Genomic DNA, 24,745 nt, shown 5'->3' with positions numbered 1-24,745 from the left:
CCTCAAACGCATTGGGCCGGCATTATCCGCCGGGCCAGGCATTGCGGCAATCGGCGCGGTTCAGTCCTGCTGGCCAAGGGCGCTGCCCTGGCTGCGCGGGTCGTAGGCAGCAGTGCGCTGGCCGTCAGGGCCGATGGCGATCACACCGGCCAGGCCCATCAACGGGCTTAGCGCAGGCGTGGTCTCGACCTGATGGCCCCGGTCAGCCAGCCCCTGCACCACCGATTCGCCGATATCGGCCTCCAGTTTGAGGTTGTCGGTGCTGTCGAAGAAGCTGCGCCCAAGCAGAAACCGCGGTGCACGCAACGCCACCTCGGCAGGCTGCTGGTAGTCGATCAACTGGGTGGCAAGCACCATCTGCGTCTGGGGTTGGCCATCACCCCCTTGGGTGCCGAAGAACCAGCGGCGCCCATCATCGGCCAGGTAGGCCGAAGGGTTGAGCGTGTGCGCCGGCCGCTTGCCGGGCGCCCAGGCATTGCGGTGCCCCGGCTGGGGGCTGAAACCTGCCGCGCGGTTGTGCCAGAGGATGCCGGTATCGCCCAGGATGCAACCGGAGCCGAAGTCATGGAACAGGCTTTGGATCAGGCAGGCGCTGCGCCCGGCGCGGTCGGTGGCGGCCATCCACACAGTGTCGGCAGGTTGCCCGGGCTCTCCCCAGGGCGTCGCCCGCTGCTCGTCAAGGGTCGCGGCAGGCTGAGCAAGCGCGTGCTCGAAGTCCCAGCCGCTGGCGAGCGGGTCATGCAGTTGAGCGTTGCGCTGCAGCAGGCCCTGCTTGATGGCTTCGACCAGCAGGTGGTAGTAGCGCGGCGTGCCGTTTTCGCCCAGGTTCACAGCCTGCAGGGCAGCCATGGCGCGCAGCGTGTACAGGCCTTGGGTGGGTGGCGCGACGTTGTACAGTCGGCCGTTGCGATAGCGTACGGAGATCGGCGCCGCCAGGCAGGCCCGGGTGGCGCGCAAGTCTTCGACGGTCAGGCCGCAACCCAGCGCGTCGAACGCTACACCAAAGGCTTCTGCCAGTTCCCCGTGATAAAAGTCGCCTGGGCCACGCCGCGCCAGGTGCTCCAGGCTGTTGGCCAGCGCGGGTTGGCGCAGACGGCCACCTTGGGGCGTACACAATGGCTGCAGGCTGGACAGTGTCTTGATCAGGCTGGCGCGCTGCCCTTGCCAGAACAGTTGCGAGGGCGATACCTCAACCCCGTCGCGGGCCAACCCTGCGGCGCCAGTCAGCAGGTCGGCCCAGCCCAGCCGCGACCCCCACTGCTCGCTGATTGCCTTGGCCTGCGCCCAACTGGCCATGGCCCCGGCCGTGGTCCCGACGGAGCCAGGCCCGCGCAGGCTGATCGCGCCTGCTGCGGGCAAGCGCATCCCGGCCTGGCCGATCCCGATGATGGTGCGTACCTGATCGTCATGGAGCAACCACAGTGCATCGCCACCCAGGCCCGTCATGTGTGGGTATACCGCCGCCAGCACGGCACTGGCGGTGAGCATTGCATCGATTGCGCTACCCCCGCCATCGAGCACCTCCAGGCCCGCCGCGCTTGCCAAGGGGTGCGGGGTGCACAGCACGCCACCGCGGGAATGGGCGACCAGGGACTCGTTCATTGCTAGCTCCTTTTCTGATATTGCTAGCAATCAGCAAGAATCGTTCCCATTTGCCAAAACCGCTTTGAACTAATCCCCACCCCCCGCTCCCTAACCTTGTGCGTTCCCATTGCCACTCACTAGGAAGGTTTGATCACTATGAAAAGCGAACAAGTTGAAGGTGTTGCACAGAAAGTCGCTGGCAAGGCGCAGAGCGCAGTGGGCCGGCTGTTCGAGGACCCGGCCCTGGAGGCAGAGGGTGATGGCCGCCAGGTCGCAGGCCAACTGACCAAAACCTATGGTGACGCACTGAACAACGTCTCCACCTTCGTTAAAGAGAAGCCCATCACCGCCCTGGCAATCGGCGCCGCGCTCACCCTGGTGGTGAGCCGCCTGCTGCGTCGCTGATAAGCAAAAGGTCGGTCCAAGGGCTTCGAGGCATCTGAAGCCCTTTGGCATCAAGCAGCCTCGGCAAGCGCGAGAGCAGACTGTACCGAGGCGAATCAATGGGTGAACAGCCGTCGTTCGCGCGCCCAGACAATGGCTTCACTGCGGCTGTGAACATCGAGCTTGGAGTACACCGTTGCCACATGGTTGCGCACGGTATTGAGCGCCAGGTTAAGCCGCGTTGCGATTTCCTTGTCGGCAAGGCCTTCACAGATCAGCGCCAGCACATCGCGCTCACGGCGGGTCAGGTCGGTAAACGATGCATCTGGTAAACGCCCTGTGTTGATGCGCTTGGCATTGGCCAGTTTCTCGATCAAGGTCTGGCTGAACCATGACGCATCCTGCATCACCGTTTCTATCGCCTCGACTAACTCCAGCTCAGAACGCTTGCGCTCGGTAATGTCCATCAGTACCAACAGGTAGCACGGGGTGTCCTGCAAGCTGACGGTGTCCGCCTGCAGTACACAGTCGAGCCGGTCATTGCCTTTTTTTCGCAGCTTAAGGTCCAGCCCTTCGATGCGCCCGGTCTTTTCCAGCGCATCGAACACCTGGGTAGCAACACGCCGATCAGCCATGAAGTCGATTTCGGCCACTGTCTTGCCTATCAGCTCCTGGGCGGCGTAACCCAAGGTGTCCAGAAAGGCTTCATTGGCATCGATCAGCTGCTGCCTGTCGGCGCTGCACAACAGGGTGGGCACAGGGCTCAGGCGAAAGGCCTTGGCAAAGCGCTCCTCACTCTGGCGCAGGGCATTTTCCGCCTTTCGCCGGGGCTCCAGGTCGGTGAATGAAAACAGCATGCAATCTTCTTCATGCATGTCCAGTGGTTGCCCGGCAACGATCACCAGTTTGCTGCCACCATCGGGCAAGCGCAGTTCAGCCTGCATCTGCGGGATGGTCGCCCCTTCCATCAGACGTTCGATTGCCAATTCTTTGCGTTCGGCGTTTTCCAGCACATCCACTTCGTATACCGAACGGCCAATGACGTTCTCCCGCATATGGCCGGTCATTTCCAGAAAGCCCTGGTTGACCTTGATGAAGCGCAGGTCGCTGAGCCTGCAGATGACTGCAGGGGCCGGGTTGGCATTGAAGGTTTTTTCGAAACGCTGCTCGGCGCTGGCCCACTCGGTGGCATCGGCCAGGATCAGCACCAGCGATTCGGCCTCGCCCTTGCTGTCTTCCAGCACCATGCTGCGCACGCGGTGCACGCGGCTGCGCGCTTCATCGTCGCCAACAGCCAGCACCTCTACCATCACGTCGCTGAACACCTCCCCCGCAGCCACGCGGGCGATAGGGTACTGCTCGGCGTCAAGGGGGTGATTGTTGCGGTAGCGCAGGGCAAAGCGTTCGCGATAACCCTGAGCGTTGCTGCCCAGTTGCTCCAGGCTGTCGACCCCGTGCATGCGCAAAGCCGCTTCGTTGGCCCAGATGATGGATTGGTCGACCTCCAGCAGGATCACACCATCGGACAGCCCGGCGATGATTTGCTGAAGCTGGCGGCGGTTGGTCTCGCGGGCAAGCACGGCGTCGCTCATAGAGGTTCTCCAGTCGGCAGGTCTACATGGCCTGGAGCTTAAACGCTGCAGGCGAGCCAGGGTTGGTGCGAATGCACTAATCGATCAGGTGCGGATGCGCCAATACAGCCTTGCATGTGACCTGCAAACTGGCCCTGACGTTGCACTTGGCCTGTGTTGCCGGTGCTGCCGGAACTTACCCACGAGGATGCATAGATGACTGAATCGTACGTGACCACCCCAACCAACGCTGTCAGCCCGCTACGGGTATCGTGGAGCGCCGTGTTTGCAGGCGGCGCCATCGCCCTGGCCAGCTACCTGGTACTCAGCGTACTGGGCACGGCCATTGGCGCCGGAGCCATGAACCCGATGGCCGACGGCAATCCGCTGCAGGGCTTTGGGACCGGCGCTGGGGTGTGGCTGTTCATCAGCACCCTGCTCTCGGTCGCAGCCGGTGCCTGGGTCGCCGGGCGTACCGCGCCCACCCGCGGCGGCCTGCATGGCCTGTTGAGCTGGACGGTGACCACTCTGCTGGCTACCTGGTTGCTGGCTTCGTTGGCCGGCACCGTAGTTGGCACTGCCGGCAATATCGCTGGCAAAGGCCTGTCGCTGGCAGCTGACGGTGTCGCCGCCGCCGCACCCAGTGTGAGCCAGGGCATCAAGGAGCAACTGAACAAGAATGGCATCTCGCTGGACTGGGACAACCTGGAAGCGGAGTTGGACAAAACCTTGGCGCAGTCCGGCAAGGCTGAACTGGCCCCTTCGTCCCTGGAGCAGCAGGCCGATCAGGCCCAGGCTCAGGGAGAGTCGGCAGGGCGCGTCGCGGCCGAGGACCCGACCCAGGCCGTCGACCAGCTCAAGCAGTGGTTCGAGCGGGTGCGCAAGGCCGGTGAACCTGCCCTGAGCGCGGCAGACAAGCAAGCTTTGGTCAACATCGTCGCTGCGCGCACCGGCAAGAGCCAGCAGGAGGCCCAGCAGGTGGTCGATAACTACGCCCGTGCCTACCAACAGGCCGCCGAGCAAGTGAAAGTGCTCAAAGAGCAGGCCGAGCAACAGGCTCGCGAAGCCGCCCAGGTAGCCGCCAGCAACGTATCGAAAGCCGCCTGGGGCACCTTGGTAACCCTGCTGATCGGTGCCGCCTTGAGTTTTGGCGTAGGCCGCTTCGCGCTGACGTCTCGCAAGACCCGCGTCGCCACGGTGTGAGTCGCAACGCAAACGCTGTATGAACGCTTCACCCAACCCACGTTTCACTGATGTCTGTTGAAGGAGAACGACCATGAGCAGCACTTCGGACAAAGTAAAAGGCTTGGCCAACGAAGCCGTCGGCAAGGTCAAACAAGCCGTAGGCAAAGCCACTGGCAACACGGAGCTGGAGGTCAAAGGCAAGGTGCAGGAGAAAAAAGGCGAAGCTCAGCAGGTAGTCGCTGATGTCAAGGACGCGGTCAGCAAGGATTGACCATTGCGCTTGAGCCTATACAAACGGTCGCCTGAGGGCGGCCGTTTGCTATTTGGCGGCATACCCTTCTCGGCCAACGGCCGAGCCATGACGCGAGCACTCCATTGCGCACAGCGATCGACCGACCAAATGCTTCCCGTGCAAGTATCATCAGCTACTTGTCTGTTTGTATAACGATCAGCATGCAGGCCGCACTCTCGCCCAAGGAGCAATGATGAACCGCTTCAACCCTGGCAAATTGAAACTCTCGAAATGGACAGCGCGACACCCTGAGAACCGCGAAAAGCACTTTCTGGTGACCGACCTGGAGCTGGATGAAGAGGGGCATGTGCTGCGTGTGGAACTGGAAGCGGTACACAGCAAGCGCAGCCAGTGGCTGGACTGGCGGGTACTGCGCGACCCCGAGGTATGGCTGATGGGCTGGCAGTGAAAACGGCCTGATCCGCTGCGGCCCCGATCGTGCTCAACACACGCTCCCCGGTCAGCCAAATACCGGTTTCAGCAAGGCCTGCGCCTCATAGAGCGGTGGCAGGTAACGCAGCCGTATCTCATCCATGCTCAGCCGCGATGCATGGGTAGTAATGGTCAGTGTCGCCTTGAGCTGCCCCGCCCGGTCCAGTAACGGCACGCCGACTACGCGCATGCCGACTTCGAACTCCTGATCGACGATGCAGTAGCCCTGCTCGCTCACCTGCTGCAACGTCGCGTCCAGCAGCGCCCTGTCGGTCTGGGTGTAGGGCGTCAGAGGGTGTAGCGGGTTGCGGGCGAAGTAGTCATCGCGCTGCGCTTGGTCCAGGGCCGCCAGCCAGACCCGCCCCCCGGCAGTGCAATACATCGGTACCCGCGAGCCGGGCCGTATCGACAGTGATGCGATGTGGCTGTAGCGGCTGCGCACCAAGTGGATGATTTCATCATCGTCGCGTGTGCCCACCGAGACATGCTCCTGGGTCTGGCGCGCCACTTGCTCGACGATCGGGCGCAGCATGCGTGGCAACTGCGCCGAGTCCACATAGGCCTGGCCGATACGCAGGGCCTTGGGGGTCAGCCAGTAGTGGCGGTTGTCGGTTTCGGCGAAGCCTTCATGCACCAGGGTCAGCAGAAATCGGCGCGCTGCGCTGGGCGTAAGGCCAGCTTGCCTGGCCGCCTGGGGCACTGTCAGGCGTGGCTGCTCGGCGTTGAACAGCTGCATGAGCGCCAGGCCTTTTTGTAAACCGGCAATCAGGTCGCGGGGGTGAGTCTGGGGTTTGTCCATTCGCTGCACTCGTGAGTGGGGAGAATCGTGCCGCTGAGCAGTGCTAAACAGCGCGTATGCTGCGAATATCGCTTCATCAATGCGATTATCGCATCAAACCGTTGGCAAGTGCATTGTGACAACGCCGCCGCCGCATCACCCTGACTTCCATAACAACACCCATAACGGAAGTCACCATGATCAAAGGTTCGACAGCGCTGGTCGCCATCGTCGGTTCGCCCATCGCCCAGGTGAAATCGCCTGAAAACTTCAACACCTGGTTCAGCAACAATGGCCTTGACCTGGCCATGCTGCCCATCGACTTGCAGCACGCCGCGCTGGACGCTTTTATCGACACCCTGCGCGGCTGGCGCAACCTGTGCGGTTGCGTGGTTACCGTGCCTTACAAGCAGGCATTTGCCAGCCGCCTGGACGGCCTGAGCGAACGTGCAGCAGCCCTGGGCTCGGTGAACGTGGTACGGCGCGAAAACGATGGCCGCCTGTATGGCGACAACGTAGACGGCGCAGGTTTTTTGGGCGCAGCACGCAAGCACGGCTTCGACCCTGCGGGCAAGCGAGTGCTGGTCATTGGTTGCGGCGGCGTCGGCAGTGCCATTGCCTACGCACTGGGTGAGGCCGGGGTCGCCCAGGTCACCCTCAGCGACCCCGAAACGTCGCGCGCTGCAGCACTTGCCGAGCTGCTGGGCAAGGCCTTCCCTGGCGTCGGCATCACCACTGCATACAGCGCGCTGGACGCCTTCGACCTGGTGGTCAACGCTTCGCCCGTGGGCATGGGCGGCACGGGCGAGCTGCCACTGCCCGCTGCCCTGCTGGGCACGCTCAACGCCGCCACGCTGGTGGCCGATGTTGTCACCTCACCGGAGATCACCCCACTGCTGGAGCAGGCGCGCGAACGCGGCTGCGCAGTCCAGACTGGCGCGCAAATGGCCTTTGCGCAGCTTGGCCACCTGGGCGCCTTCATGGGCGTCACGCCACTGGAGATCTGAGACCATGCCCCCTATCGAAAACGCGCAACCGGTGTACGACCTGGTCGTGCTCGGCAGCGGCGCCGGTGGCCTGGCTGCCGCCGCCACGGCATCACGCCTGGGCCTGAAGGTCCTGGTGGTGGAAAAGGCCGAACACTTTGGCGGTACCTCGGCGATCTCCGGCGGAGCAGCATGGTTGTATGGCTCCGATCAGGCGCGCGCCGCCGGTGCCCAGGATTCGCCCGAGGCCGTCAGGACCTACCTGAAAACCATCATCGGTACCGGCTACAACGCCGAACTGGTGGACGCCTTCATCGCGCGCGGGCACCAGGCGCTGCGCTGGCTGGAGCACAACACCGAACTGCGCTACGCACTGCGCCCGCACTCCCCGGACTATTACCCGGACGCACCCGGCGCCACGGCGTTCGGCCGGGCGCTGGAAATGGTCGAGTATGACGGCCGCCGCCTCGGCGCGCGCTTCAAGGACTTGAAGATGCCACCATCGGGCATGCTGTTGTTCGGCGCAATGATGGTCAACCGCGAGGACATTCAGCACTTCCTGAGCCTGCGCCGCTCACCCCGGTCACTGTGGCATTGCCTGAAACTGATGGCGCGCTACGCACTGGACCGTGTTCGCCACCACCGTGGCACGCGCCTGACCACGGGGAACGCGCTGGTCGCCCGCCTGGCCAGCACAGCCTTTGCCCACGGCGCGCACCTGTGGTTGCGCAGCGAAGCGCAGGCACTGATCGTCGAGCACGGCAAGGTCACCGGCGTGGAAGTACAGCATGAGGGCCGCCGCACCCAGGTCCATGCCCGCGGCGGTGTGGTCTGCGCCATGGGCGGGTTTGCTGCGGGTGCGCTGGCTGCGGCCTACCGGCCGGCCCCTGACGCGCCGCACCTCAGCATGTCCCCGCCCAGCAACGACGGTGCTGCGCTGCGCCTTGCCCAGGCGGTGGATGCAGCCCAGGGCGAGGGCCTGGCCGCCAACTTCTTCTGGGCGCCGGTTTCCGAGCGGCGCCATGCCAGTGGTGAGCGAGAACGCTTCCCGCACCTGGTCACCGACCGCGCCAAGCCTGGGGTCATTGCGCTCGACCCAGCCGGGCGGCGCTTCGTCAACGAATCCAACTCCTATCACCACTTCGTCCAGGCCATGTTCGCCAACGGCATCAGCACCTGCTGGCTGGTCTGTGATGCCGAGGCCATGAACCGTTACGGCCTGGGCCTGGCACGGCCCAGACCGGTGGACAACACGGCCCTGATCGAAGCCGGCTACCTGCACCGCGCCGGCTCAGTGCAAGGGCTGGCCCAGGCCATCGGCGTGCCCGCCCAAGTACTGCAGGAAACACTGCAGCGCTTCAACGCTGACGCCCGCAGCGGCATCGACCGGCAATTCGACAAGGGCGGCAACAGCTACAACCGCTACATGGGCGACCCGCAGCACAAGCCCAACCCGTGCCTGGCGCCACTGGCCAAGGCCCCGTTCTACGCCATCCGTATGCACACCGGCGACCTTGGCTCGGCGCGCGGCCTGGTCACCGATGCCAACGCCAACGTGCTCAACCGCGCCGGTGCGCCGGTCGTTGGCTTGTATGCCGCCGGCAACGACATGAACGCGTTGATGAATGGCACCTATCCAGGCCCAGGGATCACCCTCGGCCCTGCCCTCACCTTCGGCTGGATCGCTGCCAGCCATATCGCTGAACGCCTGCAAGCCCACAGCCCTGTAAAGGAGACGCTCCCATGTACTACGAAATGAGAACCTACACCCTCGACCCACTGAAAATGGCTGACTGGCTGGCCCTCTACCAAAGCCAAGCACTGGCGGTGCAGTGCGAACACCTGGGCAACCTGGTCGGCTTCTTCACCAGCGAATTCGGTGAGGTGAACCAGGTGGTGCACATCTGGGGTTATACCAGCCTGGACCAACGCAGCGAACGCCGTGCGGCGATGGCAGCGGACCCGCGCTGGGCGGAGTTTTCGCGGCGCAACCGTGAACTGGGCGCCGTACTACGGCTGCAATCACGCCTGCTGCGGCCTACAGGCTTCTCGCCGCTGCAGTGAAAACGGAACCGGAGTGCACCCATGCAACCCCTTGAGTGTGACGTACTTGTCATCGGCTCCGGTGCCAGCGGCCTGGCTGCGGCGGTTACCGCCGCGCACCACGGCCTGAAGGTGATCGTGGCGGAAAAAGCCCCCCGGCTAGGCGGCACCAGCGCCTGGTCGGGCGGTTGGTTGTGGATACCGCGCAACCCACTGGCCGTGGCCGAAGGCCTGGTCGAAACCGACGATGCACCAGAGCGCTACCTGCGTGCCCAGACCAGCGTCGCTGAACTGGACGCACGCCAACGTGCGTTCCTGCGCCATGGCCCGGCAATGGTGGCGTTCTTCCAGCAGCACACCCGCGTGAAGTTCCAGTGCGGTACGAAGCTCCCCGACATGCGTGAAGGCGACGGCAGCGCCCTAGGCGGGCGAGCACTGTGTGCACTGCCCTATGACGGCCGCCTGCTCGGGCCCTGGATACACAGGCTGCGGCCACCGCTGGACATCGTCAGCCTGGCCGGCATGGGCATCGCCGGTGGCACGGACATGGCAGCTTTCTTTAATGCTCGCCAATCGCCCAGGGCGGCTTGGCATGTGGCCAAACGCCTGTTGCGTCACGGGCGCGACCTGTTGCTGCACCGGCGCGGTCTGCAACTGGTCAACGGCAACGCGCTGGTGGCCCGCCTGCTGCGCAGTGCCCTGGACCTGGGCGTCACGCTACTGACCGACAAAGCGGCCATTGCCTTGCTGGGAGGGGCGCGCATCACCGGCGCGCAGTGTGCCGATGGCCAGCTGATCCAGGCGCGTCGTGGCGTGGTGCTGGCCTGTGGCGGCTTTGCCCATGACCGCCAGCGCATCGCGCAACTGATGCCGCACGCGCCCGATGGGGTTGGCCATTATTCTGCCGCACCGCCGGAAAACAGCGGCGATGGCCTGCGCCTGGGAGAGCAGGTTGGCGCCCAGGTCGCCACCACCCTGGCCCATGCCGGTGCCTGGGCGCCGATATCGCATGTGCCGCGCGGCGATGGCCGCGCTGGGCATTTCCCGCACCTGATCGACCGCGCCAAGCCTGGTTTCATTGCAGTGCGCAGTGACGGTCGACGCTTTGTCAACGAGGCCGACTGCTACCACGACTTCATGAATGCGCTGTTCGCCGCTACGCCAGAGGGCGAGCCATATGAGGCCTGGTTGATCTGCGACCACGCCGCGCAGCGTCGCTATGGCATCGGCTGGGCCAAACCGTTTCCCTTCCCTGCCCGCTTCTATGAACGGCGTGGCTACCTGTTGCGCGGCAACGACCTGGCGCAACTGGCCGCGCGTTGTGGCATAGATGGCCAGCAATTGCAGGGCACCGTGGCGCGTTTCAATCAGCATGCGGCGCAGGGCGTGGACCCTGACTTTGGGCGCGGCGCCTCGGCGTACAACCGGGCGCAGGGTGAGCCTGAACAGGCGCCGAACCCTTCGCTGCGGCCCCTGCTGCGCGGCCCTTTTTATGCAGTGAAGTTGCTGCCGGGCAGCCTCGGCACCTTTGCCGGGCTGGGCACAGATGCTTCGGCGAGGGTGCTCGATGGTGCAGGGCACGCCATACCGGGGCTATTTGCCGTGGGCAATGACATGCACAGCATCATGGGCGGGCACTACCCCAGTGGCGGTATAACGCTGGGGCCCGGGATGACCTTTGGGTACCTCGCGGGCCTGGCGCTGTGCGGGTTGCCGCCGCCCGAACAGGCCTGAGCAGCTCCTACCGGGACCGCGCAGTTCTTGAGGTCTGCGCTTTACCTGTGGAAGCCTGCTTGCCGGCGATGGGCCGCAAAGCGGCCCCTTGGCTCAAATCAATGCCAACACCGCCCGGGCCTTTTCCAGTGCCATACGTGCACGCTGTTCGCCACTGACGCCTTGCTCCAGCAGTTGCCGCGTGGGGATCTCCAGGCTTAACGGAACACTCGCTGGCAACCCGCGCAACAGGCCCGTCAGGTCGGCATCTCCCTCCCCCGGAAAACGCCGCTCGTTACGGGCCTGGCGCAAGATTTCATCCATGTCTGCCGGCACCGGCCCAGCCACGTCACACAACTGGGCGTAGCGCATACGCTGCGGGGCCAGGCGCTCCAGGTCGTCGAGCGACGACCTGGAGCGGTTGAAATGGAAGGCATCCACCAATACGCAAGCGTTCGGGCGGTCTGCCTTGGCAACGATGCGCATGGCCTGTTGCAGGTCACGGACGTCGGTCCAGGGCATGAACTCCAGATGCGGGTGAATACCGTAGCCGGCAGCCAGGTCGCACAATTGAGCGAAGCGCTCGGTGAGGCGCGCCTCGCTCGGGTCGTTGCCGGCAACCAGCAGTTCGCTGCCGCCCAGCTCGGCACCGACTGCCAGCATCGGCTCGAAATCGGCCACGCAGGTGTCGGGTTTGAGACGCAGGATTTCCAGGTCCAGGACTTTGATGCCGGTGTCGCGCAAGCGCGCCTGGGTCTGGCGGCGCAGTTCGGCGTCGGTAACCAGCGGGAAGTGCTGCTCTTCGCTGGTCGCTGGCAGCAAGCGCAGCCCAACGTGGCTGTAGCCGGCACGGGCGGCGGCTTCGACCATTGCCGGGGGTGACAGCTCCAGCACCGTCAGCGCGGCCAGGGAAAAGATTCGATCAGTCATGCGGGTTACCTGCAGGCAAATGGGTACGGGGCAAAAGAACGCTCACGCGGTTCACACGATGATCTCTGGCGCGCAAGCCCGGCCGCTGGCGGCCGCCTGGCGGATCGCCTCGATCAACGCCAAGGTGCGGCCACCGTCAGCGGCATCGGTCAATGGCGCTTCCTGCCCACGGGCAACACGGACAAAGTGCTGCAACTGCAGGGTCAATGCCGCCCCCGCCGGGATACCTGCCTCGCTCTGCAGCAACGGTGTATGCCAACCCGAGTTTGCCTCGGCGTACTGCCAGTGCTTGAGCTGCGGGATGCTCAGCGCTCCCCGGGTGCCGGCCAGCAGGTAGCAGGGTTGGTCCGCCTGGCGCGGATAGACAGGGCTTTCTCCCGAGCTCAGCTCCCAGCTCCACGGCGCTGCCACCGCGTCGGAGCCGGTCAGGCTGCCCAGCGCACCGTTGGCGAACTCCAGCAGCACTGCCGCGCTGTCCTCGTTGGCAAAACCGCGCACCTGGTTACGGGTGAACGCCTGCACCTGTACCACCTCGCCGCACAGGTAGCGCAGCAGGTCGAGGTCGTGGATCAGGTTGGTCAGCAGAAAACCGGCGCCGGGCTCGCGGCGCCATGGGGTGTCGAAATAGCTGTCGGGCTTTTGCAACTGCCACAGCGCGGTGACGTTGACCAACCGGCCCAAGGCCCCTTCGGCGATCACGCCCCGCGCGCTGGCAATCAGCGGGTTATGCCGCCGGTGGTGGCCGACCAGCACCGGCACGCGACAGCGGCGCGACGCCTCCACCAGCGCCCGCACTTCATCCAGGTGCACTCCTATTGGCTTTTCTACCAATACCGGCACACCGGCTTCGACACAATCGAGGGCGGTGGCCACGTGCAGGTTGTTCGGATTGGCCACGATCACGGCCTCGGGGCGCACAGTTTGCAGCATCTGCCGGTGATCGGCGAAATATGCCACCCCGCACTCGGCGGCGAAGGCTTCAGCCTGGGGGCCGGGGTCGGCCACCGCGCACAACTGCGCTTGCGGCACCTGGCTCAGATGCTGGTAATGCTGGCGGCCCATGATACCGGCGCCAATCAGGGCGATGCGAAGGGGGGCGTTCAACGGGCAGTCCTCTTTTCGTTGTTGTTTTGGCAAATTCTGAACACAGTTCCAAAATCGACTATCGATAATTTAGAACTACGGTCTGCTTTGCAAAAGGACGCCGTGCATAGAGTGTGCGGTAATCGACCGGAAAGCTTCAGAGGCAGGCCAATGCTGCGGTGCATATCAAGCAAACAACTCACTCGCCTGGCTGGCTGCCGACAACTCCTCCACAGCCGCCAACAATAAAGGCGCAAGCTCCGGCAGGCGTGCTTGCGAAAGGCGCGCACTGGGCCCGGCAATGCTTAGCACGCCAATGACCTCATTACCTTGCGGCCGGCGCACCACCGCAGCCAGGGCCGAGGTACCGACTGCCGAGGTTTGCTCGACCCAGGCATAACCCCGCTCACGGGCGCCCGCCAGGTAACTCAGCAGCTGTTCGGTGGAGCGCGGCGCGTTGGGGCCGAACTGCTCGGGGTCGGCAATGCCCTGGCGCAGGACCATTTGCAGCGCCTCGTCATCGCTCAGGCTGGCCAGCCAGGCATGCCCGGAGGCGGTATAGAACAGGGGCGCATCGCGGCCCATGTCCGGGTCGTAACGCAAACCGGACCGCGCGCCCTGGGATTTGGCGATCCAGGTCTGGCGGGCGCCGTCGATCACGCCCAGGCGCACCAGCTCGCCGCTTTCCTGGGCCAGGCGGTCGAGTATCGGCTGGATGATGTCGGCGCCGCTGCTGGACAGATAGCGAAAGCCCAGCGCCACCAGCTTGGCGGACAACTGATAGCGGCTGTTGTCACGGTTCTGGCGTACGTAGCCCAGACGCGCGAGTTCAGCGAGCATGCGATGGGCTGCGCTCTTGGGGATCTGAAGCTGGTCAGCGAGGGTTTGCAGGCCCAGGCCCTGGGGCTCGGCGGCAAGGCTTTCTACAAGACTGAAGGCGCGTTCGATCTGACTACCGGCCATGACAGGGTTTCCTGATAAAGAAGGCAAATTCTGGAAGATGATTCCATATCCTCATGGGCCACCGCAGCTGACCAGCTCTGAAGTGTCCGTTTATCGACCACTACTTACTGGCGTCACTTGCATCCCGGCGGGTCAACCAAGAAGAATATGGAACCTTGTTCCAATAATAATACCGGAGACCCGCAATGCCCACCGACACCTTGCAAGCCGAATGCGATGTACTGGTCATTGGCTCCGGCGCCGCCGGGCTGGCTGCTGCGGTCACGGCTGCCTGGCATGGGCAGCGGGTTACCCTTGTGGAAAAAGACCCGGTGTTCGGCGGCGCCACAGCCTGGTCCGGCGGCTGGGCCTGGGTGCCGCGCAACCCGCTGGCGCGCCGCGCCGGTATCGAAGAAGACATCGAGCAGCCACGCACTTACCTGCGCAACGAACTGGGCGCACATTACGATGCGCAGCGCATCGACGCCTTTCTCGAAGCCTGCCCGCACATGGTCGCCTTTTTCGAGAAACACACGGCCCTGCAGTTCGCCGATGGCAACGCCATCCCCGACATGCACGGCGACACTCCTGGCGCCGCCACCGGTGGGCACCAGGTCATCGCCGCCCCTTATGACGCCCGCGAACTCGGTGCGCTGTTGCCACGCTTGCGCAGGACACTGCGCGAAACCTCGTTCATGGGCATGCCGATCATGGCTGGCGCCGACCTTGCGGCCTTTCTCAACATGACCCGCTCGCCCCGCGCCTTCTGGCATGTGTGCAAGCGTTTCGGGCGCCACCTTTACCACCTCGCCCGCCATGGCCGGGCCATGCACCTGGTCAACGGCGTGGCACTGGTGGCGCGCCTGGCCAAGTCGGCCGAAGACCTGGGCGTGCGCCTGCTTGAGTCTGCGCCAGCCAAACGCCTGCTGATGGAGGACGGCCAGGTGCGTGGCGCGGTGATCGGCACGGCGCAGGGCGACCTCACGCTTCGCGCCAAAGCCGTGGTGCTGGCAGCCGGTGGTTTTCCTCATGACCCGGTGCGGCGCCGGCAATTGTTCCCGCGCGATGCCACTGGCCATGACAACCTCGCCCTGCCGCCGCCGTCGTGCTCCGGCGACGGCCTGCGCCTGGGCGAATCAGCCGGCGGCGTGGTAGCCACCGGCCTGAAGTCGGCAGTCGCCTGGGCCCCGGTGTCCAAGGTAGCGCACCGTGATGGCAGCGTCGGCCACTTCCCGCACATCATCGAACGCGGCAAACCGGGCATCATCGGTGTACTGGCCAACGGCAAGCGCTTCGTCAACGAGGCGCACGGCTACTACGACTATGTCGCCGCCATGCTCGACGCCGTACCGCAAGACGAGGAAGCTTGCTCGTGGCTGATCTGTGACCACCGTTTCCTGCGCCGTTACGGCCTTGGCCACGCCCGCCCCGCCCCGCTGCCGGTGGGGCCGCACCTGCGCAGTGGCTACCTCAAGCGCGGTGCCAGCCTGGAACTGCTGGCCCGCGCCTGCGGCATCGACCCTGCGGGCTTGAGCGCCACAGTCGCTGAATACAACCGCCACGCACGCCAAGGCCAGGACCCTGAGTTCGGGCGCGGTAGCACGCCGTTCAACCGCAAACAGGGCGATCCCCAACACAAGGGGCCCAACCCCTGCGTCGCGCCGATCGAGCAAGGCCCGTTCTACGCGGTCAAGGTGCAGCCCGGCTGCTTCGGCACCTTCGCCGGCCTGCGCACCGACGGCCACGCACGTGTGCTGGATGAACACGGCCAGCCCATCGGCGGCCTGTATGCAGCGGGCACCGACATGGCCAGCGTGTTCGGCGGCTGGTACCCGTCCGGGGGCATCAACCTGGGCCCGGCGCTGACGTTCGGTTATGTGGCCGGTCGGCATATCGCCGGGGCCCAGGCGCGGGAGTAAGCCAGCCCGGGGTCAGAACAGCTTTACCGTATAACTGAGGATCAACCGGTTCTCGTCAATGTCCGTGCGATAGTTCGAGCGGGCCATCACGTTGCGAATCCGTACCCCCAGCCCGGCCAGGGGGCCGCTCTGCACCACATAGGCAAGGTCCAGATCGCGCTCCCGGTCACGCCCCTCGAAGCCCAGGCCGGTCTCCACGTCGCGCCCCTTCACATAGCGCAGCGTCGAGGTCAGCCCGGGTATCCCCAGCGCAACGAAGTTGTAATCGTGACGAGCCTGCCACGAGCGCTCACCGGGCGCTGCGAACTCATAGGTGGGCAGGGTATTGCCCATCGGGTTGGTGTTGGCGCCAACCTGGATGAACCCGTCGTCCCCGCCGATCTGCTGGTACCCCACATAGAAGGTATGCCCACCCGTTTTGGCCGAGAACAGGCTGAACAGTGCATGGTTGTCGTAACGGCCTGCGATCTGCCGGCCATCCTCCTGGGCATCGAAGTAGCCGGCATTCACCCCCAGGGTCCAGTCACCCAAAGGTTCAGCGTGTTTGAGGCTGTAAAAACGCTGCTGGTAGATGTCTTCCAGCTGCGCTTGCCACACGCCGACCTGGGTACGGTTGTCGTTGAACGCATAGTCCGCGCCGACATAATTGAAACGATCACTGGTGAATCGCGCCAACCGTGAAGGGTTGATCGGGTCATTGACCAGGGCATACATCTTCTGGCTGTTGGAGGAGTCGCGCAGGCTGGTGGAGCGAAACTGCCCGGCGCTCAAGGTCAACCCGGCAAACTCGCGGGACTCGAGCATGGCGCCCTGGTAGGTCGGCGGTAGCAGGCGCAGGTCGCTGAAAAGCAGCACCGGCAGGTTGGGCATCAATTCGCCCACCTTCAGTTCGGTGCGCGACACCTTGAATTTCACCGCCGCACCCAGGCGGCTGTAGTCGTCTGCCGACTGGCCGCTGTCAAGGCTGGGCAACAGCCCTGACCTGGCATGCGCGGGGCTGCTGTCGAGCTTGAAACCCAGCAGGCCGGTGACATCGATACCAACGCCGATGGGGCCTTGGGTGTAGCCAGAGGTGGCATTGAGGATGAAACCCTGGGCCCACTCCTGGGTGCGCGACTGCGTGCTCGCCCCTTTGATATCGGCATAATCGCGGCTGAAGAAATAATTGCGCGCTTGCAGCGTAGCACTGGCGCCCTCGATGAAACCGGCCTCTACTTCGGCCGTTGCTTCAGCACAGAGGGCTGCGGCGATGCAGCCGCCAGCCAGGCGCGCGGTCGGGGAATGACGCTGTGACGTGTTGACGGGCATTTGAAACGACTCCTGGATTCGGGCAACAGCTCCCCGCCGCAGTGGCCTTGAGGCCACCCGCGCGGAGTGTTTTTGGAAGGGTCTTCAAGCGGGCTGGCTGGCCCGCTTGCACTGCCGTGGCGCGAAGGGTCAGGCCGTTATCGGTTGACCAGCTTTGCCGGCAAGGCGATGACCAGGAAGCAGCTGAGCAGCAAGCAGAGGGCGAACACCCACAGCGCGGCATGGGAGGTACCGGTCAGGTCGGTGACCATCCCCATCAACGAGTTGCTCACTAGCCCCGCGATGTTGGCCAGCGAACACGCCAGGGCGAAACCGGTCGCCGCAGCGGTGCCTTTGAGGAAGGTCGCCGGCAGGCTGAAGAACACCGGCACCGCTCCGATGATGGCTGCCGAGGCGATGGCGAACAGCAGCACGGTCATCACCAGGTTCTGGCTGAACAGGGTGCTGCTGGCCATGGCAATTGCACCGATGATGAAGGGCACGATGATGTGCCAGCGGCGCTCGCGATGACGGTCGGAACTGGCACCGATCATCAACATGCCAAGCAATGCCGCCAGGCTCGGGATCGCCGTGAGCAGGCCGATATGGAAGGTATCGCTGACACCCGCGTCGCGGATGAAGGTGGGCATCCAGAAGCCCATGGCGTAGGCGCTCAGCAGGATCGAGAAATCGATGCCACCGAGCATCCACACTTTCAGGTTGAAGAAACCGTCGCGGAAGCTGTGCTTGCTGCCCTTGCCTTCGGCATCGTCGGCGGCAAGGTCGGCGGCCAGTTGTGCCTTGTCGTCTGCGGACAGCCACTTGGCCTGCTGGAAGTTGTTCGGCAATGCCCAGAACGTCAGGATACCCAGCAGCACACTGGGGATCGCCTCCAGCAGGAACAGCCATTGCCAGCCCTGCAGGCCATGCACCTGGTCGAAGTGGCCCATGATCCAGCCCGAGATCGGCCCGCCGATCACACTCGACAGCGGCAGCCCGATCATGAACAGCGCGATGATGCGCCCGCGCCGATAGGTCGGGTACCACATGGTCAGGTAGAACAGCACGCCCGGCAGGAAGCCCGCCTCGGCCGCCCCGAGCAGAAAGCGCAGGACGTAGAACTGCGTAGTGGTGGTGACGAACATGGTGCAGGCCGAGAGCAGGCCCCAGGTGATCATGATGCGGGCGATCCACAGCTTGGCGCCGACGCGCTGCAGGACCAGGTTGCTTGGCACCTCGAAGATGATGTAGCCGACGAAGAACAGGCCCGCCCCCAAGCCATAGGCTGCGGTGCTGAACTGCAGGTCTTCGAGCATCTGCAGCTTGGCGAAGCCGACGTTGATGCGGTCCAGGTAGGCCGCAAGGTAGCAGAAGCACAGGAAAGGTATGAGCCTCCAGGTGATCCTGCGGTAAAGCGCTTGAGTCGATTGGTCGATGTCGCTGTGGACCGCTGTTGCATTCGCAATTGGCATTTCCTGTCTCCTGGCGGGTGACTTTGTGGTTTTGTTTTCAGGCCAGCAGTTTTCGACGCTCCGGGCGCGCCGCGCACTATACGCGGCGTTTCAGGACGGCGTCACAATACCCCGGGTGCTCCTGCGGGGTGGCCGCCCGCACAGCGGACGGTCATGCAACGGGCTTCCCGCGCCGTTACTTGATTGTTATGGGTGCAAGGTGTGCGGTTTCAGTTGGCCAGGCGCTGGAGTTGCGCCATGGCTTCCTGCAGGCTGACGACATCGCCGTACTTGCTGTCGATGTCGAACAGGTTTGCTTCGTGCGGCGCGGGGTGGCGATCACCGACGCACTCGCGCACCACGATGGTTCGCAAGCCGTGCTGCAGCGCATCCACCGCACTGGCGCGGATGCAGCCACTGGTGGAGCAGCCGGCCAGCACCACGGTATCGATCCCTTGTGCATGCAGCAGCGGTGCCAGGCTGGTGCCGAAGAACGCGCTGGCGTACTGCTTGGTGAGCACCGGCTCATCAGCCCATGGCACGACGGCCTCGCAGAATGCCGCCAGCGGGTTGCCTTCGACCATGTCCTTCATTACCGGCGCCTTGCGTACCCACACGCCGCCATCGGCAAAATGCGGGGCCTGGTAGCGGATATTGGTATGAACCACCAGCGTACCGCAGTCCCGGGCCAATGCCAGCAGCACGGCAGCCTGCTCGACCGCCGTCACCACGCCGGGGGCGTAGAGCGGCGCACCGGGGGTGGTGTAGCCCTGCATGAAGTCGATCATCAGCAGGGCTGCCTTGCGCCCGAAGCCGATACGCTGACCCCATACGCCCTGGTAGTTGTCGCTGGCGCTTTGTGCGTCGCTCATGTTCGTCTCCCGATTCAGTAGGCGCCCGACAGCAAGGCGCCAGCGCCCGGAACCACCGGTTCCAGGTCCAGCGCCTTGAGCATGGCGTAGGTGGTGGCGATGGCAGCGGTGACCACCGGTTTGCCGGTTTGCGCCTCGACCTTGGCGACTGCCGGCAGCGACTGCATCTGCACGCAGGCCGAAAGCACCACCACATCGACGCCCTCAAGGTTCATGCCGGCCACGATGCCCGGCAGGTTGGCCGGGTCGTGACGTGCCACGGCGAGGTTGTCGGGGATTTCCAGCGCGCGCCAGTCCTGCACCTCGAAGCCTTCCTCGCTGATGTAGTTGACCACCAGTTCGGTCAACGGCTTCATGTAGGGCGCGACGATGGCGATGCGCTTGGCCTTCATCACGTGCAGGGCCTCCACCAGCGCACCGGCACTGGTGATGACCGGCGCCAGTGCGTCGTTGTCGGCAGTGGCTTTTTGCAACCGCTTCTCTGACTGGCGGTGATACCCCAGCCCCATGGCCATGATCGCCACCAGGCAGGCATAGCCGAGCACGTCCACCTTGGCGTCTGACAGTTCCACTGCGCAGCGGTCGGACTCGCCGTCCATCGCCGCCAGTTCTTCCTTCTTCACCTGCTTCATGCGCATGCGGCTGGAGTGGAAGGTGAAGCGCTCCGGGCGGATCGCCTGGCGGGCCAGGAGCATCGCCGGGATCTCGGTTTCCATGGTGGTGTTCGAACTCGGCACGATCTGGCCGATACGGTAGGGCTTGGTCATGTCGCGTGCTCCTTCAGACAAGGGGGTGGCCCAGGAAATCACCAAAGGCGGCAAAGAAGCCTTCGAGGTCATCCCAGGGAATCATGTGGCCGGCGTTGTCGACGTGAGCGACCTGGATGTCCGGCTTGAGCTCACGGATCTCGGCGATGTCCTGGGGCTGGATCACCCCGCCTCGCCCCGCCACCATCAGCAATGCCGGTTGGCGCACATGGGGCAAGTCTTGGTGGATGTCCACCTGGTGGAAATCGTTGAAGGCACGCACGATCGCAGGCTCGTGGCAGGTGTGCAGCCACTCGGCGCGCAGCGCCAACTGCTCGTCGGTCCAGGTTGCACAGAAGGCGCGCATGTCGTCACCGCTCATGCCACTGCAGGCCTGCCGGATAGAGTCGACGTACCACGGCAGCTTGCTCGGGTATTCGCGCCGACCAGGCCCGGATACCGGCGGGTCGACCAGCACCAGGCGCTGCAGCCCGGGCGCCCCTTGCGCGGCGGCGCGGATGGCGAAACGCGCCCCCATCGAATGGCCGACCAGGTGGTAGCTGCCCAGGCCCAGCGCCGCCGCAAAGGCCGGAATGTCCGCAGCGCAGGCATCGGTGCCATAGTCCAGTTCAGGCCCGCTCGCGGACAGGCCGCGGCCGCGTACATCCAGCACATAGGTGTCGAACTGCTGCCCAAGGCGCTCGGCGACAAAGCCCCAGGTGATCGCCGGGCTGGTGATGCCCGGCACCAGGATCAGCGCAGGGCCTTTGCCGCCGTAACGCAGGTAATGCTGACGGATGCCGTTGGCGTTGACGTTGCCGCCGGCGACGAAGGTGCTCATGCTGCCTCCCCGCTCTTCAGTGCCTGGCCGTAGAGGTCGTAACCATAGACCCATGCCGGGTCTTCCTGGGTGTAGAGAAAGGTGTTGGCGTTGGAGACCGCCTGCACCCGCGAAGCGCGTTCCTTGCGGTTAGCCTCGTACAGAGCGAAGGCGGTGCGGTGGTCGGACAGCCCGGTCTCTTCCAGGCAACGGGTGAGCATCGCAGCGTCCTCGATGGCCATGCACGCGCCTTGCGCCATGTGCGGCTTCATCGGGTGGCAGGCATCCCCCAGCAGCACCAGGCGGCCACGGCTCCACAGCGGCAGCGGGTTGCGGTTGCGCAACGGCCACTTGGTGATCGATTCGGTGGCGTCGATCAGCTTTTGCACCGTGGGGTGGTAACCCTGGAAAGCAGCACGCATTTCTTCCTGGCTGCTGTCCACGAACGGGCCCTGGAAGTCCCACGCTTCGTGCGGTACGCCGGTGACGAAGTAGTACTCGTCGCGCTTGCCGGTGGTGTAGTAGACCATCATGTGGCGGTCTTCGGTCCACCATTTCACGCAGTCCTCGAACACGTCGGCATGTTGCGCCAGATGCTCGCCGCGGATCAGTGCGCGGTGAGCCACCCAGCCGCTGTAGATCGGTGCCTCGACACCCAGCAGCGCTTCGCGGATGCGCGAATGGATGCCGTCGGCACCGATGACGATGTCGGCCACGGTGTGGGTGCCGTCGGCAAAGTCCAGGCGTACCTGATCGCCGTCGTCGAGGATCTTCTCCAGGCGCTTGCCGAAGTGCACGGTGCCCGGCTTGATCGCATCGATCTGCAGGGCGTGCAGGTCGCCACGGTGAATGGTGATGTACGAGGCGCCGTATTCACGGCGGGCGTAATCACCCAGCGGGATGCGCGCCAGGTAGTCACCCGTATTGCCGTCGCGGCTGAACCAGAAATCCGGGTGCGACCCCATCAGCTCCAGCTTCTGCTCCAGCCCCATGCGGCGGAATATCTTCATCACGTTAGGGCCGATGTGAATACCCGCGCCAAGGCGGGTGAACTCCGGTGCCTGCTCGTACACGTCGACTTCAAAGCCGGCCTGCTGCAACAAAGTGGCGGCGGCTGCACCGCCCAATCCTGCACCGACGATTGCGATTTTCTGCCTGCCCCGCATAGGTATGTCCCCTCTTGTTCTGTGATGTAGCCAGCCGAACCGCCTGACGATTTAGAGTGTATACGCTGTATTTTTTTAATGTGAAGGAGAATATTAAAAAAATTCAAACGGCTGATCGAAATTGGCTTTCCGGACAAATGCAACCGTATTATCTGGGCTATGTGTGGAATAGTAACATTCAAACGCACCACTTGCGCTTGTAGGCCGGATACGCTTTCATCAAGGCATATAGGGTGTACACACTATTAATTTGCACCGAGATAAAGCGCTCCGCACCACTGCGGTGCAGCATTTTCGGTTTCATCGAGGCCTGCCAGGAGAAAGCTGATGCCGGTTAGCAACGCAGAACTGACCCAGATGTTCGAACACGTACTCAAACTGTCCCGGGTGGACGAAACGCAGAGCGTCGCCGTGCTCAAGAGCCACTACTCCGACCCGCGTACGGTCAGCGCCGCGATGGAAGCGGCGCAGCGGCTCAAGGCGAAGGTCTACGCGGTGGAATTGCCCTCGTTCAACCACCCCACCGCCATGGGCAACGACATGACCGCCTACTGCGGCGACACCGCCCTGACCGGCAACCTGGCCGCCCAGCGGGCGCTGGAAGCGGCCGACCTGATCGTCGACACCATGATGCTGCTGCACTCACCGGAGCAGGAGCAGATCCTTAAGACCGGAACGCGCATACTGCTGGCGGTCGAACCCCCGGAAGTCCTGGCGCGCATGCTGCCGTGCGAAGACGACAAGCGGCGCGTGCTGGCCGCCGAAACGCAGCTCAAGCAAGCCCGCACGATGCAGGTGCGCTCCAGGGCCGGCAGTGATTTCCACGCCCCACTGGGCCAATACCCGGCTGTTACCGAATACGGCTATGCCGACGAGCCCGGCCGCTGGGACCACTGGCCAAGCGGCTTCCTGTTCACCTGGCCGAACGAGGACAGCGCTGAAGGCACGCTGGTACTGGATGTGGGCGACATCATCCTGCCGTTCAAGAACTACTGCCGCGAGCGCATCACCCTGGAGATCGAGAAAGGCTTCATTACCGGCATCCATGGCGGCTTCGAGGCCGAGTACCTGCGCGACTACATGAAGTACTTCAACGACCCCGAGGTCTACGGCATCTCCCATATCGGCTGGGGCCTGCAGCCGCGTGCCCAGTGGACCGCCATGGGGCTGCACGACCGCAACGACGGCATGTGCATGGATGCCCGCGCGTTCTATGGCAACTTCCTGTTCTCCACCGGCCCCAACACCGAGGTCGGGGGCAAGCGCAAGACCCCTTGCCATCTGGATATTCCGCTGCGCAACTGCGATATCTACCTGGATGACCAGGCCGTGGTGCTGGCCGGTGATGTGGTCGCGCCTGAGGAGTCCAAGGCGCGATAGTGGTTATACTGGCCCGGCGCCCCGCTCCGGGGGGCCGGCCAGCCAACCCACACAGCCCAAGCCAACCCATGTCGAATAAAAACACCCCCGCTCCCGCTGCACCCGACACTGCCCCCTACGACGTGACCGAACAGGTCGGCCACCTTTTACGCAAGGCCTACCAACGGCACACCGCGATTTTTCAGCAACAGGCGTGCGACCCGCAGTTGACCTCGATCCAGTTCGTCACCCTGTGCGCCCTGCGCGACCACGGCCCCAGCTCCCAAGCCGAACTGATCAAGGCCACCGCCGTCGATCAGGCGACCATCCGCGGCATTGTCGAACGCCTGAAGGCGCGCGGGCTGATCGAGCTGTCACCAGACCCGGATGACCGGCGCAAGGTCATTGTCGGGCTCACCGACAGTGGCGCAGCCTTGCTCGATGCGATGATCCCCTGCGCCCGGCAAATCAGTGAACTGAGCATGGGCTGCCTGAACGCCGCAGAGCGGGTGGCGATCCTGTTTCTTCTGCGCAAGATGATCGACGGGGACGATCAGGCAGGCTGATCACGCCCAATACCTCGAACAACCTCTTGCGCAATCATCGCTGGCCTGCTTCTTGCCTGATCATTTCATGTAGTGAGTACTTACCTAAACAAGCGCACCACTTGAGTGGTTTGGTAGCGCAGGTACTCGCTTTTGAACGGCATGCAAACTTCCAGAGATGAGCCAACCATGCAAATCACCCTCCCCCTGCGGGTCAACGGCCAGGCTGTCGAAGTCAGCGCCATGGCCGACACGCCCTTGCTCCTGATCCTGCGCAACGACCTGCGCCTGAACGGCCCCAAGTACGGCTGCGGCCTGGGCGAGTGCGGGGCGTGCACGGTGATCATCGACGGCGTGGCCGCACGCGCCTGCGTGATCCCGCTGTCCGGCGCCGCCAACCGCGACATCACCACTCTCGAAGGCCTGGGCAGCAAGGCCGCGCCACACCCGGTGCAACAGGCGTTCATCGATGAGCAGGCCGCCCAGTGCGGCTACTGCATGAACGGCATGATCATGACCGCCAAGGCCCTGCTCGACCGCATCCCCGACGCCAGTGACGAACAGATCCGCAACGAACTGTCAGGCAACCTGTGCCGCTGTGGCACCCATGTCGAAATCCTGCGCGCGGTGCGCCGCGCTGCCGGCCGCCAGGCCTGA

24 protein-coding genes are annotated in these 24,745 nt (G+C 64.2%); 12 read left to right on the top strand and 12 right to left on the bottom strand.

Features of this window, described 5'->3' with window-relative positions; genetic code table 11:
• Positions 1–60: 60 nt before the first annotated feature.
• Positions 61–1,602 (bottom strand): gamma-glutamyltransferase family protein, encoded by a 1,542-nt coding sequence (locus JET17_RS11010; RefSeq protein WP_012314049.1) that lies wholly within the window; start codon positions 1,600–1,602, stop codon positions 61–63.
• 138 nt (positions 1,603–1,740) lie between these two features.
• Between JET17_RS11010 and JET17_RS11005 the strand changes: the two genes are divergently transcribed.
• Positions 1,741–1,989, top strand: a complete 249-nt coding sequence (locus tag JET17_RS11005; protein WP_012314048.1) for a CsbD family protein — start codon at positions 1,741–1,743, stop codon at positions 1,987–1,989.
• A gap of 95 nt (positions 1,990–2,084) precedes the next feature.
• On the opposite strand, the gene JET17_RS11000 is transcribed toward JET17_RS11005, so the two are convergent.
• Complete coding sequence (locus JET17_RS11000) at positions 2,085–3,560, bottom strand: PAS domain S-box protein (RefSeq protein ID WP_012314047.1); 1,476 nt, start codon at positions 3,558–3,560, stop codon at positions 2,085–2,087.
• Between the two features lie 195 nt (positions 3,561–3,755).
• Here JET17_RS11000 and JET17_RS10995 point away from each other — a divergent pair, with 195 nt between their 5' ends.
• The 3 genes from JET17_RS10995 (at position 3,756) to JET17_RS10985 (ending at position 5,425) form a co-directional block, all read left to right on the top strand.
• Entirely contained in the window at positions 3,756–4,742 is a 987-nt protein-coding gene (locus JET17_RS10995) for a hypothetical protein (RefSeq protein WP_012314046.1), read from the top strand.
• A gap of 73 nt (positions 4,743–4,815) precedes the next feature.
• Positions 4,816–4,995: a CsbD family protein gene (locus JET17_RS10990; protein WP_012314045.1), complete on the top strand. Its 180-nt coding sequence runs from the start codon at positions 4,816–4,818 to the stop codon at positions 4,993–4,995.
• Between the two features lie 214 nt (positions 4,996–5,209).
• Entirely contained in the window at positions 5,210–5,425 is a 216-nt protein-coding gene (locus JET17_RS10985) for a TIGR02450 family Trp-rich protein (RefSeq protein WP_012314044.1), read from the top strand.
• Positions 5,426–5,476: 51 nt separating this feature from the next.
• On the opposite strand, the gene JET17_RS10980 is transcribed toward JET17_RS10985, so the two are convergent.
• Positions 5,477–6,247: an IclR family transcriptional regulator domain-containing protein gene (locus tag JET17_RS10980; RefSeq protein WP_012314043.1), complete on the bottom strand. Its 771-nt coding sequence runs from the start codon at positions 6,245–6,247 to the stop codon at positions 5,477–5,479.
• Between the two features lie 176 nt (positions 6,248–6,423).
• Here JET17_RS10980 and JET17_RS10975 point away from each other — a divergent pair, with 176 nt between their 5' ends.
• Genes JET17_RS10975 through JET17_RS10960 form a run of 4 tightly spaced genes read left to right on the top strand, consistent with a single transcriptional unit; the run spans position 6,424 to position 10,989 of the window.
• The gene (locus tag JET17_RS10975; RefSeq protein WP_012314042.1) at positions 6,424–7,233 is read left to right on the top strand and encodes a shikimate dehydrogenase family protein; all 810 of its coding nucleotides are present in this window, start codon (positions 6,424–6,426) and stop codon (positions 7,231–7,233) included.
• Between the two features lie 4 nt (positions 7,234–7,237).
• Positions 7,238–8,971, top strand: a complete 1,734-nt coding sequence (locus JET17_RS10970) for an FAD-dependent oxidoreductase (RefSeq protein WP_012314041.1) — start codon at positions 7,238–7,240, stop codon at positions 8,969–8,971.
• Complete coding sequence (locus tag JET17_RS10965) at positions 8,956–9,276, top strand: NIPSNAP family protein (protein ID WP_042111369.1); 321 nt, start codon at positions 8,956–8,958, stop codon at positions 9,274–9,276. The genes JET17_RS10970 and JET17_RS10965 overlap by 16 nt, the downstream gene beginning before the upstream one ends.
• Before the next feature lie 21 nt (positions 9,277–9,297).
• The gene (locus JET17_RS10960) at positions 9,298–10,989 is read left to right on the top strand and encodes an FAD-dependent oxidoreductase (protein WP_012314039.1); all 1,692 of its coding nucleotides are present in this window, start codon (positions 9,298–9,300) and stop codon (positions 10,987–10,989) included.
• Positions 10,990–11,082: 93 nt separating this feature from the next.
• Here JET17_RS10960 and JET17_RS10955 read toward each other — a convergent pair whose 3' ends face one another.
• The 3 genes from JET17_RS10955 to JET17_RS10945 all read right to left on the bottom strand — a co-directional run bounded on the left by JET17_RS10955 (position 11,083) and on the right by JET17_RS10945 (position 13,944).
• On the bottom strand, positions 11,083–11,898 hold the full coding sequence (locus JET17_RS10955; protein ID WP_012314038.1) for a sugar phosphate isomerase/epimerase family protein: 816 nt from the start codon (positions 11,896–11,898) through the stop codon (positions 11,083–11,085).
• Between the two features lie 51 nt (positions 11,899–11,949).
• Positions 11,950–13,002, bottom strand: coding sequence for a Gfo/Idh/MocA family protein (locus JET17_RS10950; protein ID WP_012314037.1), 1,053 nt, complete (start codon positions 13,000–13,002; stop codon positions 11,950–11,952).
• A 165-nt stretch (positions 13,003–13,167) separates the two neighbouring features.
• Positions 13,168–13,944: an IclR family transcriptional regulator gene (locus JET17_RS10945; protein WP_012314036.1), complete on the bottom strand. Its 777-nt coding sequence runs from the start codon at positions 13,942–13,944 to the stop codon at positions 13,168–13,170.
• A gap of 185 nt (positions 13,945–14,129) precedes the next feature.
• On the opposite strand from JET17_RS10945, the gene JET17_RS10940 reads away from it, so the two are divergent.
• The gene (locus tag JET17_RS10940; RefSeq protein ID WP_012314035.1) at positions 14,130–15,842 is read left to right on the top strand and encodes an FAD-dependent oxidoreductase; all 1,713 of its coding nucleotides are present in this window, start codon (positions 14,130–14,132) and stop codon (positions 15,840–15,842) included.
• A 12-nt stretch (positions 15,843–15,854) separates the two neighbouring features.
• On the opposite strand, the gene JET17_RS10935 is transcribed toward JET17_RS10940, so the two are convergent.
• The 6 genes from JET17_RS10935 to JET17_RS10910 all read right to left on the bottom strand — a co-directional run bounded on the left by JET17_RS10935 (position 15,855) and on the right by JET17_RS10910 (position 22,184).
• On the bottom strand, positions 15,855–17,150 hold the full coding sequence (locus JET17_RS10935) for an OprD family porin (RefSeq protein ID WP_012314034.1): 1,296 nt from the start codon (positions 17,148–17,150) through the stop codon (positions 15,855–15,857).
• A 137-nt stretch (positions 17,151–17,287) separates the two neighbouring features.
• A complete protein-coding gene (locus JET17_RS10930) occupies positions 17,288–18,601 on the bottom strand; it encodes an MFS transporter (protein ID WP_012314033.1) in 1,314 nt (437 codons plus the stop codon).
• 209 nt (positions 18,602–18,810) lie between these two features.
• On the bottom strand, positions 18,811–19,452 hold the full coding sequence (locus JET17_RS10925; protein WP_012314032.1) for an N-carbamoylsarcosine amidohydrolase: 642 nt from the start codon (positions 19,450–19,452) through the stop codon (positions 18,811–18,813).
• A 14-nt stretch (positions 19,453–19,466) separates the two neighbouring features.
• On the bottom strand, positions 19,467–20,219 hold the full coding sequence (locus tag JET17_RS10920) for an Asp/Glu racemase (RefSeq protein ID WP_012314031.1): 753 nt from the start codon (positions 20,217–20,219) through the stop codon (positions 19,467–19,469).
• Between the two features lie 13 nt (positions 20,220–20,232).
• A complete protein-coding gene (gene nicD / locus JET17_RS10915; RefSeq protein ID WP_012314030.1) occupies positions 20,233–21,039 on the bottom strand; it encodes an N-formylmaleamate deformylase in 807 nt (268 codons plus the stop codon).
• Positions 21,036–22,184: an FAD-dependent monooxygenase gene (locus tag JET17_RS10910; protein ID WP_012314029.1), complete on the bottom strand. Its 1,149-nt coding sequence runs from the start codon at positions 22,182–22,184 to the stop codon at positions 21,036–21,038. Before JET17_RS10910 ends, nicD begins: the two co-directional genes overlap by 4 nt.
• 327 nt (positions 22,185–22,511) lie before the next feature.
• Between JET17_RS10910 and JET17_RS10905 the strand changes: the two genes are divergently transcribed.
• The 3 genes from JET17_RS10905 to JET17_RS10895 all read left to right on the top strand — a co-directional run bounded on the left by JET17_RS10905 (position 22,512) and on the right by JET17_RS10895 (position 24,745).
• Positions 22,512–23,564 (top strand): 2,5-dihydroxypyridine 5,6-dioxygenase, encoded by a 1,053-nt coding sequence (locus JET17_RS10905; protein ID WP_012314027.1) that lies wholly within the window; start codon positions 22,512–22,514, stop codon positions 23,562–23,564.
• 68 nt (positions 23,565–23,632) lie between these two features.
• Complete coding sequence (locus JET17_RS10900; protein ID WP_012314026.1) at positions 23,633–24,109, top strand: MarR family winged helix-turn-helix transcriptional regulator; 477 nt, start codon at positions 23,633–23,635, stop codon at positions 24,107–24,109.
• Between the two features lie 168 nt (positions 24,110–24,277).
• Entirely contained in the window at positions 24,278–24,745 is a 468-nt protein-coding gene (locus JET17_RS10895; protein ID WP_012314025.1) for a (2Fe-2S)-binding protein, read from the top strand.

The organism is Pseudomonas putida, from assembly GCF_016406145.1.
Taxonomy (GTDB): Bacteria; Pseudomonadota; Gammaproteobacteria; order Pseudomonadales; family Pseudomonadaceae; genus Aquipseudomonas; species Aquipseudomonas putida_E.
Note: the sequence above shows the minus strand (reverse complement) of the source record. Positions and strands in the feature narration are given on the sequence as shown.

Excerpts from the sequence above, each read along its gene's own strand:
- nicD (WP_012314030.1), bottom strand. The coding sequence starts at position 21,039 with ATGAGCACCTTCGTCGCCGGCGGCAACGTCAACGCCAACGGCATCCGT.
- JET17_RS10975 (WP_012314042.1), top strand. The coding sequence starts at position 6,424 with ATGATCAAAGGTTCGACAGCGCTGGTCGCCATCGTCGGTTCGCCCATC.
- JET17_RS10995 (WP_012314046.1), top strand. The coding sequence starts at position 3,756 with ATGACTGAATCGTACGTGACCACCCCAACCAACGCTGTCAGCCCGCTA.
- JET17_RS10925 (WP_012314032.1), bottom strand. The coding sequence starts at position 19,452 with ATGAGCGACGCACAAAGCGCCAGCGACAACTACCAGGGCGTATGGGGT.
- JET17_RS10935 (WP_012314034.1), bottom strand. The coding sequence starts at position 17,150 with ATGCCCGTCAACACGTCACAGCGTCATTCCCCGACCGCGCGCCTGGCT.
- JET17_RS10945 (WP_012314036.1), bottom strand. The coding sequence starts at position 13,944 with ATGGCCGGTAGTCAGATCGAACGCGCCTTCAGTCTTGTAGAAAGCCTT.
- JET17_RS10900 (WP_012314026.1), top strand. The coding sequence starts at position 23,633 with ATGTCGAATAAAAACACCCCCGCTCCCGCTGCACCCGACACTGCCCCC.
- JET17_RS10990 (WP_012314045.1), top strand. The coding sequence starts at position 4,816 with ATGAGCAGCACTTCGGACAAAGTAAAAGGCTTGGCCAACGAAGCCGTC.
- JET17_RS10985 (WP_012314044.1), top strand. The coding sequence starts at position 5,210 with ATGAACCGCTTCAACCCTGGCAAATTGAAACTCTCGAAATGGACAGCG.
- JET17_RS11010 (WP_012314049.1), bottom strand. The coding sequence starts at position 1,602 with ATGAACGAGTCCCTGGTCGCCCATTCCCGCGGTGGCGTGCTGTGCACC.
- JET17_RS10905 (WP_012314027.1), top strand. The coding sequence starts at position 22,512 with ATGCCGGTTAGCAACGCAGAACTGACCCAGATGTTCGAACACGTACTC.
- JET17_RS10910 (WP_012314029.1), bottom strand. The coding sequence starts at position 22,184 with ATGCGGGGCAGGCAGAAAATCGCAATCGTCGGTGCAGGATTGGGCGGT.
- JET17_RS10955 (WP_012314038.1), bottom strand. The coding sequence starts at position 11,898 with ATGACTGATCGAATCTTTTCCCTGGCCGCGCTGACGGTGCTGGAGCTG.
- JET17_RS10965 (WP_042111369.1), top strand. The coding sequence starts at position 8,956 with ATGTACTACGAAATGAGAACCTACACCCTCGACCCACTGAAAATGGCT.
- JET17_RS10980 (WP_012314043.1), bottom strand. The coding sequence starts at position 6,247 with ATGGACAAACCCCAGACTCACCCCCGCGACCTGATTGCCGGTTTACAA.
- JET17_RS11000 (WP_012314047.1), bottom strand. The coding sequence starts at position 3,560 with ATGAGCGACGCCGTGCTTGCCCGCGAGACCAACCGCCGCCAGCTTCAG.
- JET17_RS11005 (WP_012314048.1), top strand. The coding sequence starts at position 1,741 with ATGAAAAGCGAACAAGTTGAAGGTGTTGCACAGAAAGTCGCTGGCAAG.
- JET17_RS10930 (WP_012314033.1), bottom strand. The coding sequence starts at position 18,601 with ATGCCAATTGCGAATGCAACAGCGGTCCACAGCGACATCGACCAATCG.
- JET17_RS10895 (WP_012314025.1), top strand. The coding sequence starts at position 24,278 with ATGCAAATCACCCTCCCCCTGCGGGTCAACGGCCAGGCTGTCGAAGTC.
- JET17_RS10970 (WP_012314041.1), top strand. The coding sequence starts at position 7,238 with ATGCCCCCTATCGAAAACGCGCAACCGGTGTACGACCTGGTCGTGCTC.
- JET17_RS10940 (WP_012314035.1), top strand. The coding sequence starts at position 14,130 with ATGCCCACCGACACCTTGCAAGCCGAATGCGATGTACTGGTCATTGGC.
- JET17_RS10960 (WP_012314039.1), top strand. The coding sequence starts at position 9,298 with ATGCAACCCCTTGAGTGTGACGTACTTGTCATCGGCTCCGGTGCCAGC.
- JET17_RS10920 (WP_012314031.1), bottom strand. The coding sequence starts at position 20,219 with ATGACCAAGCCCTACCGTATCGGCCAGATCGTGCCGAGTTCGAACACC.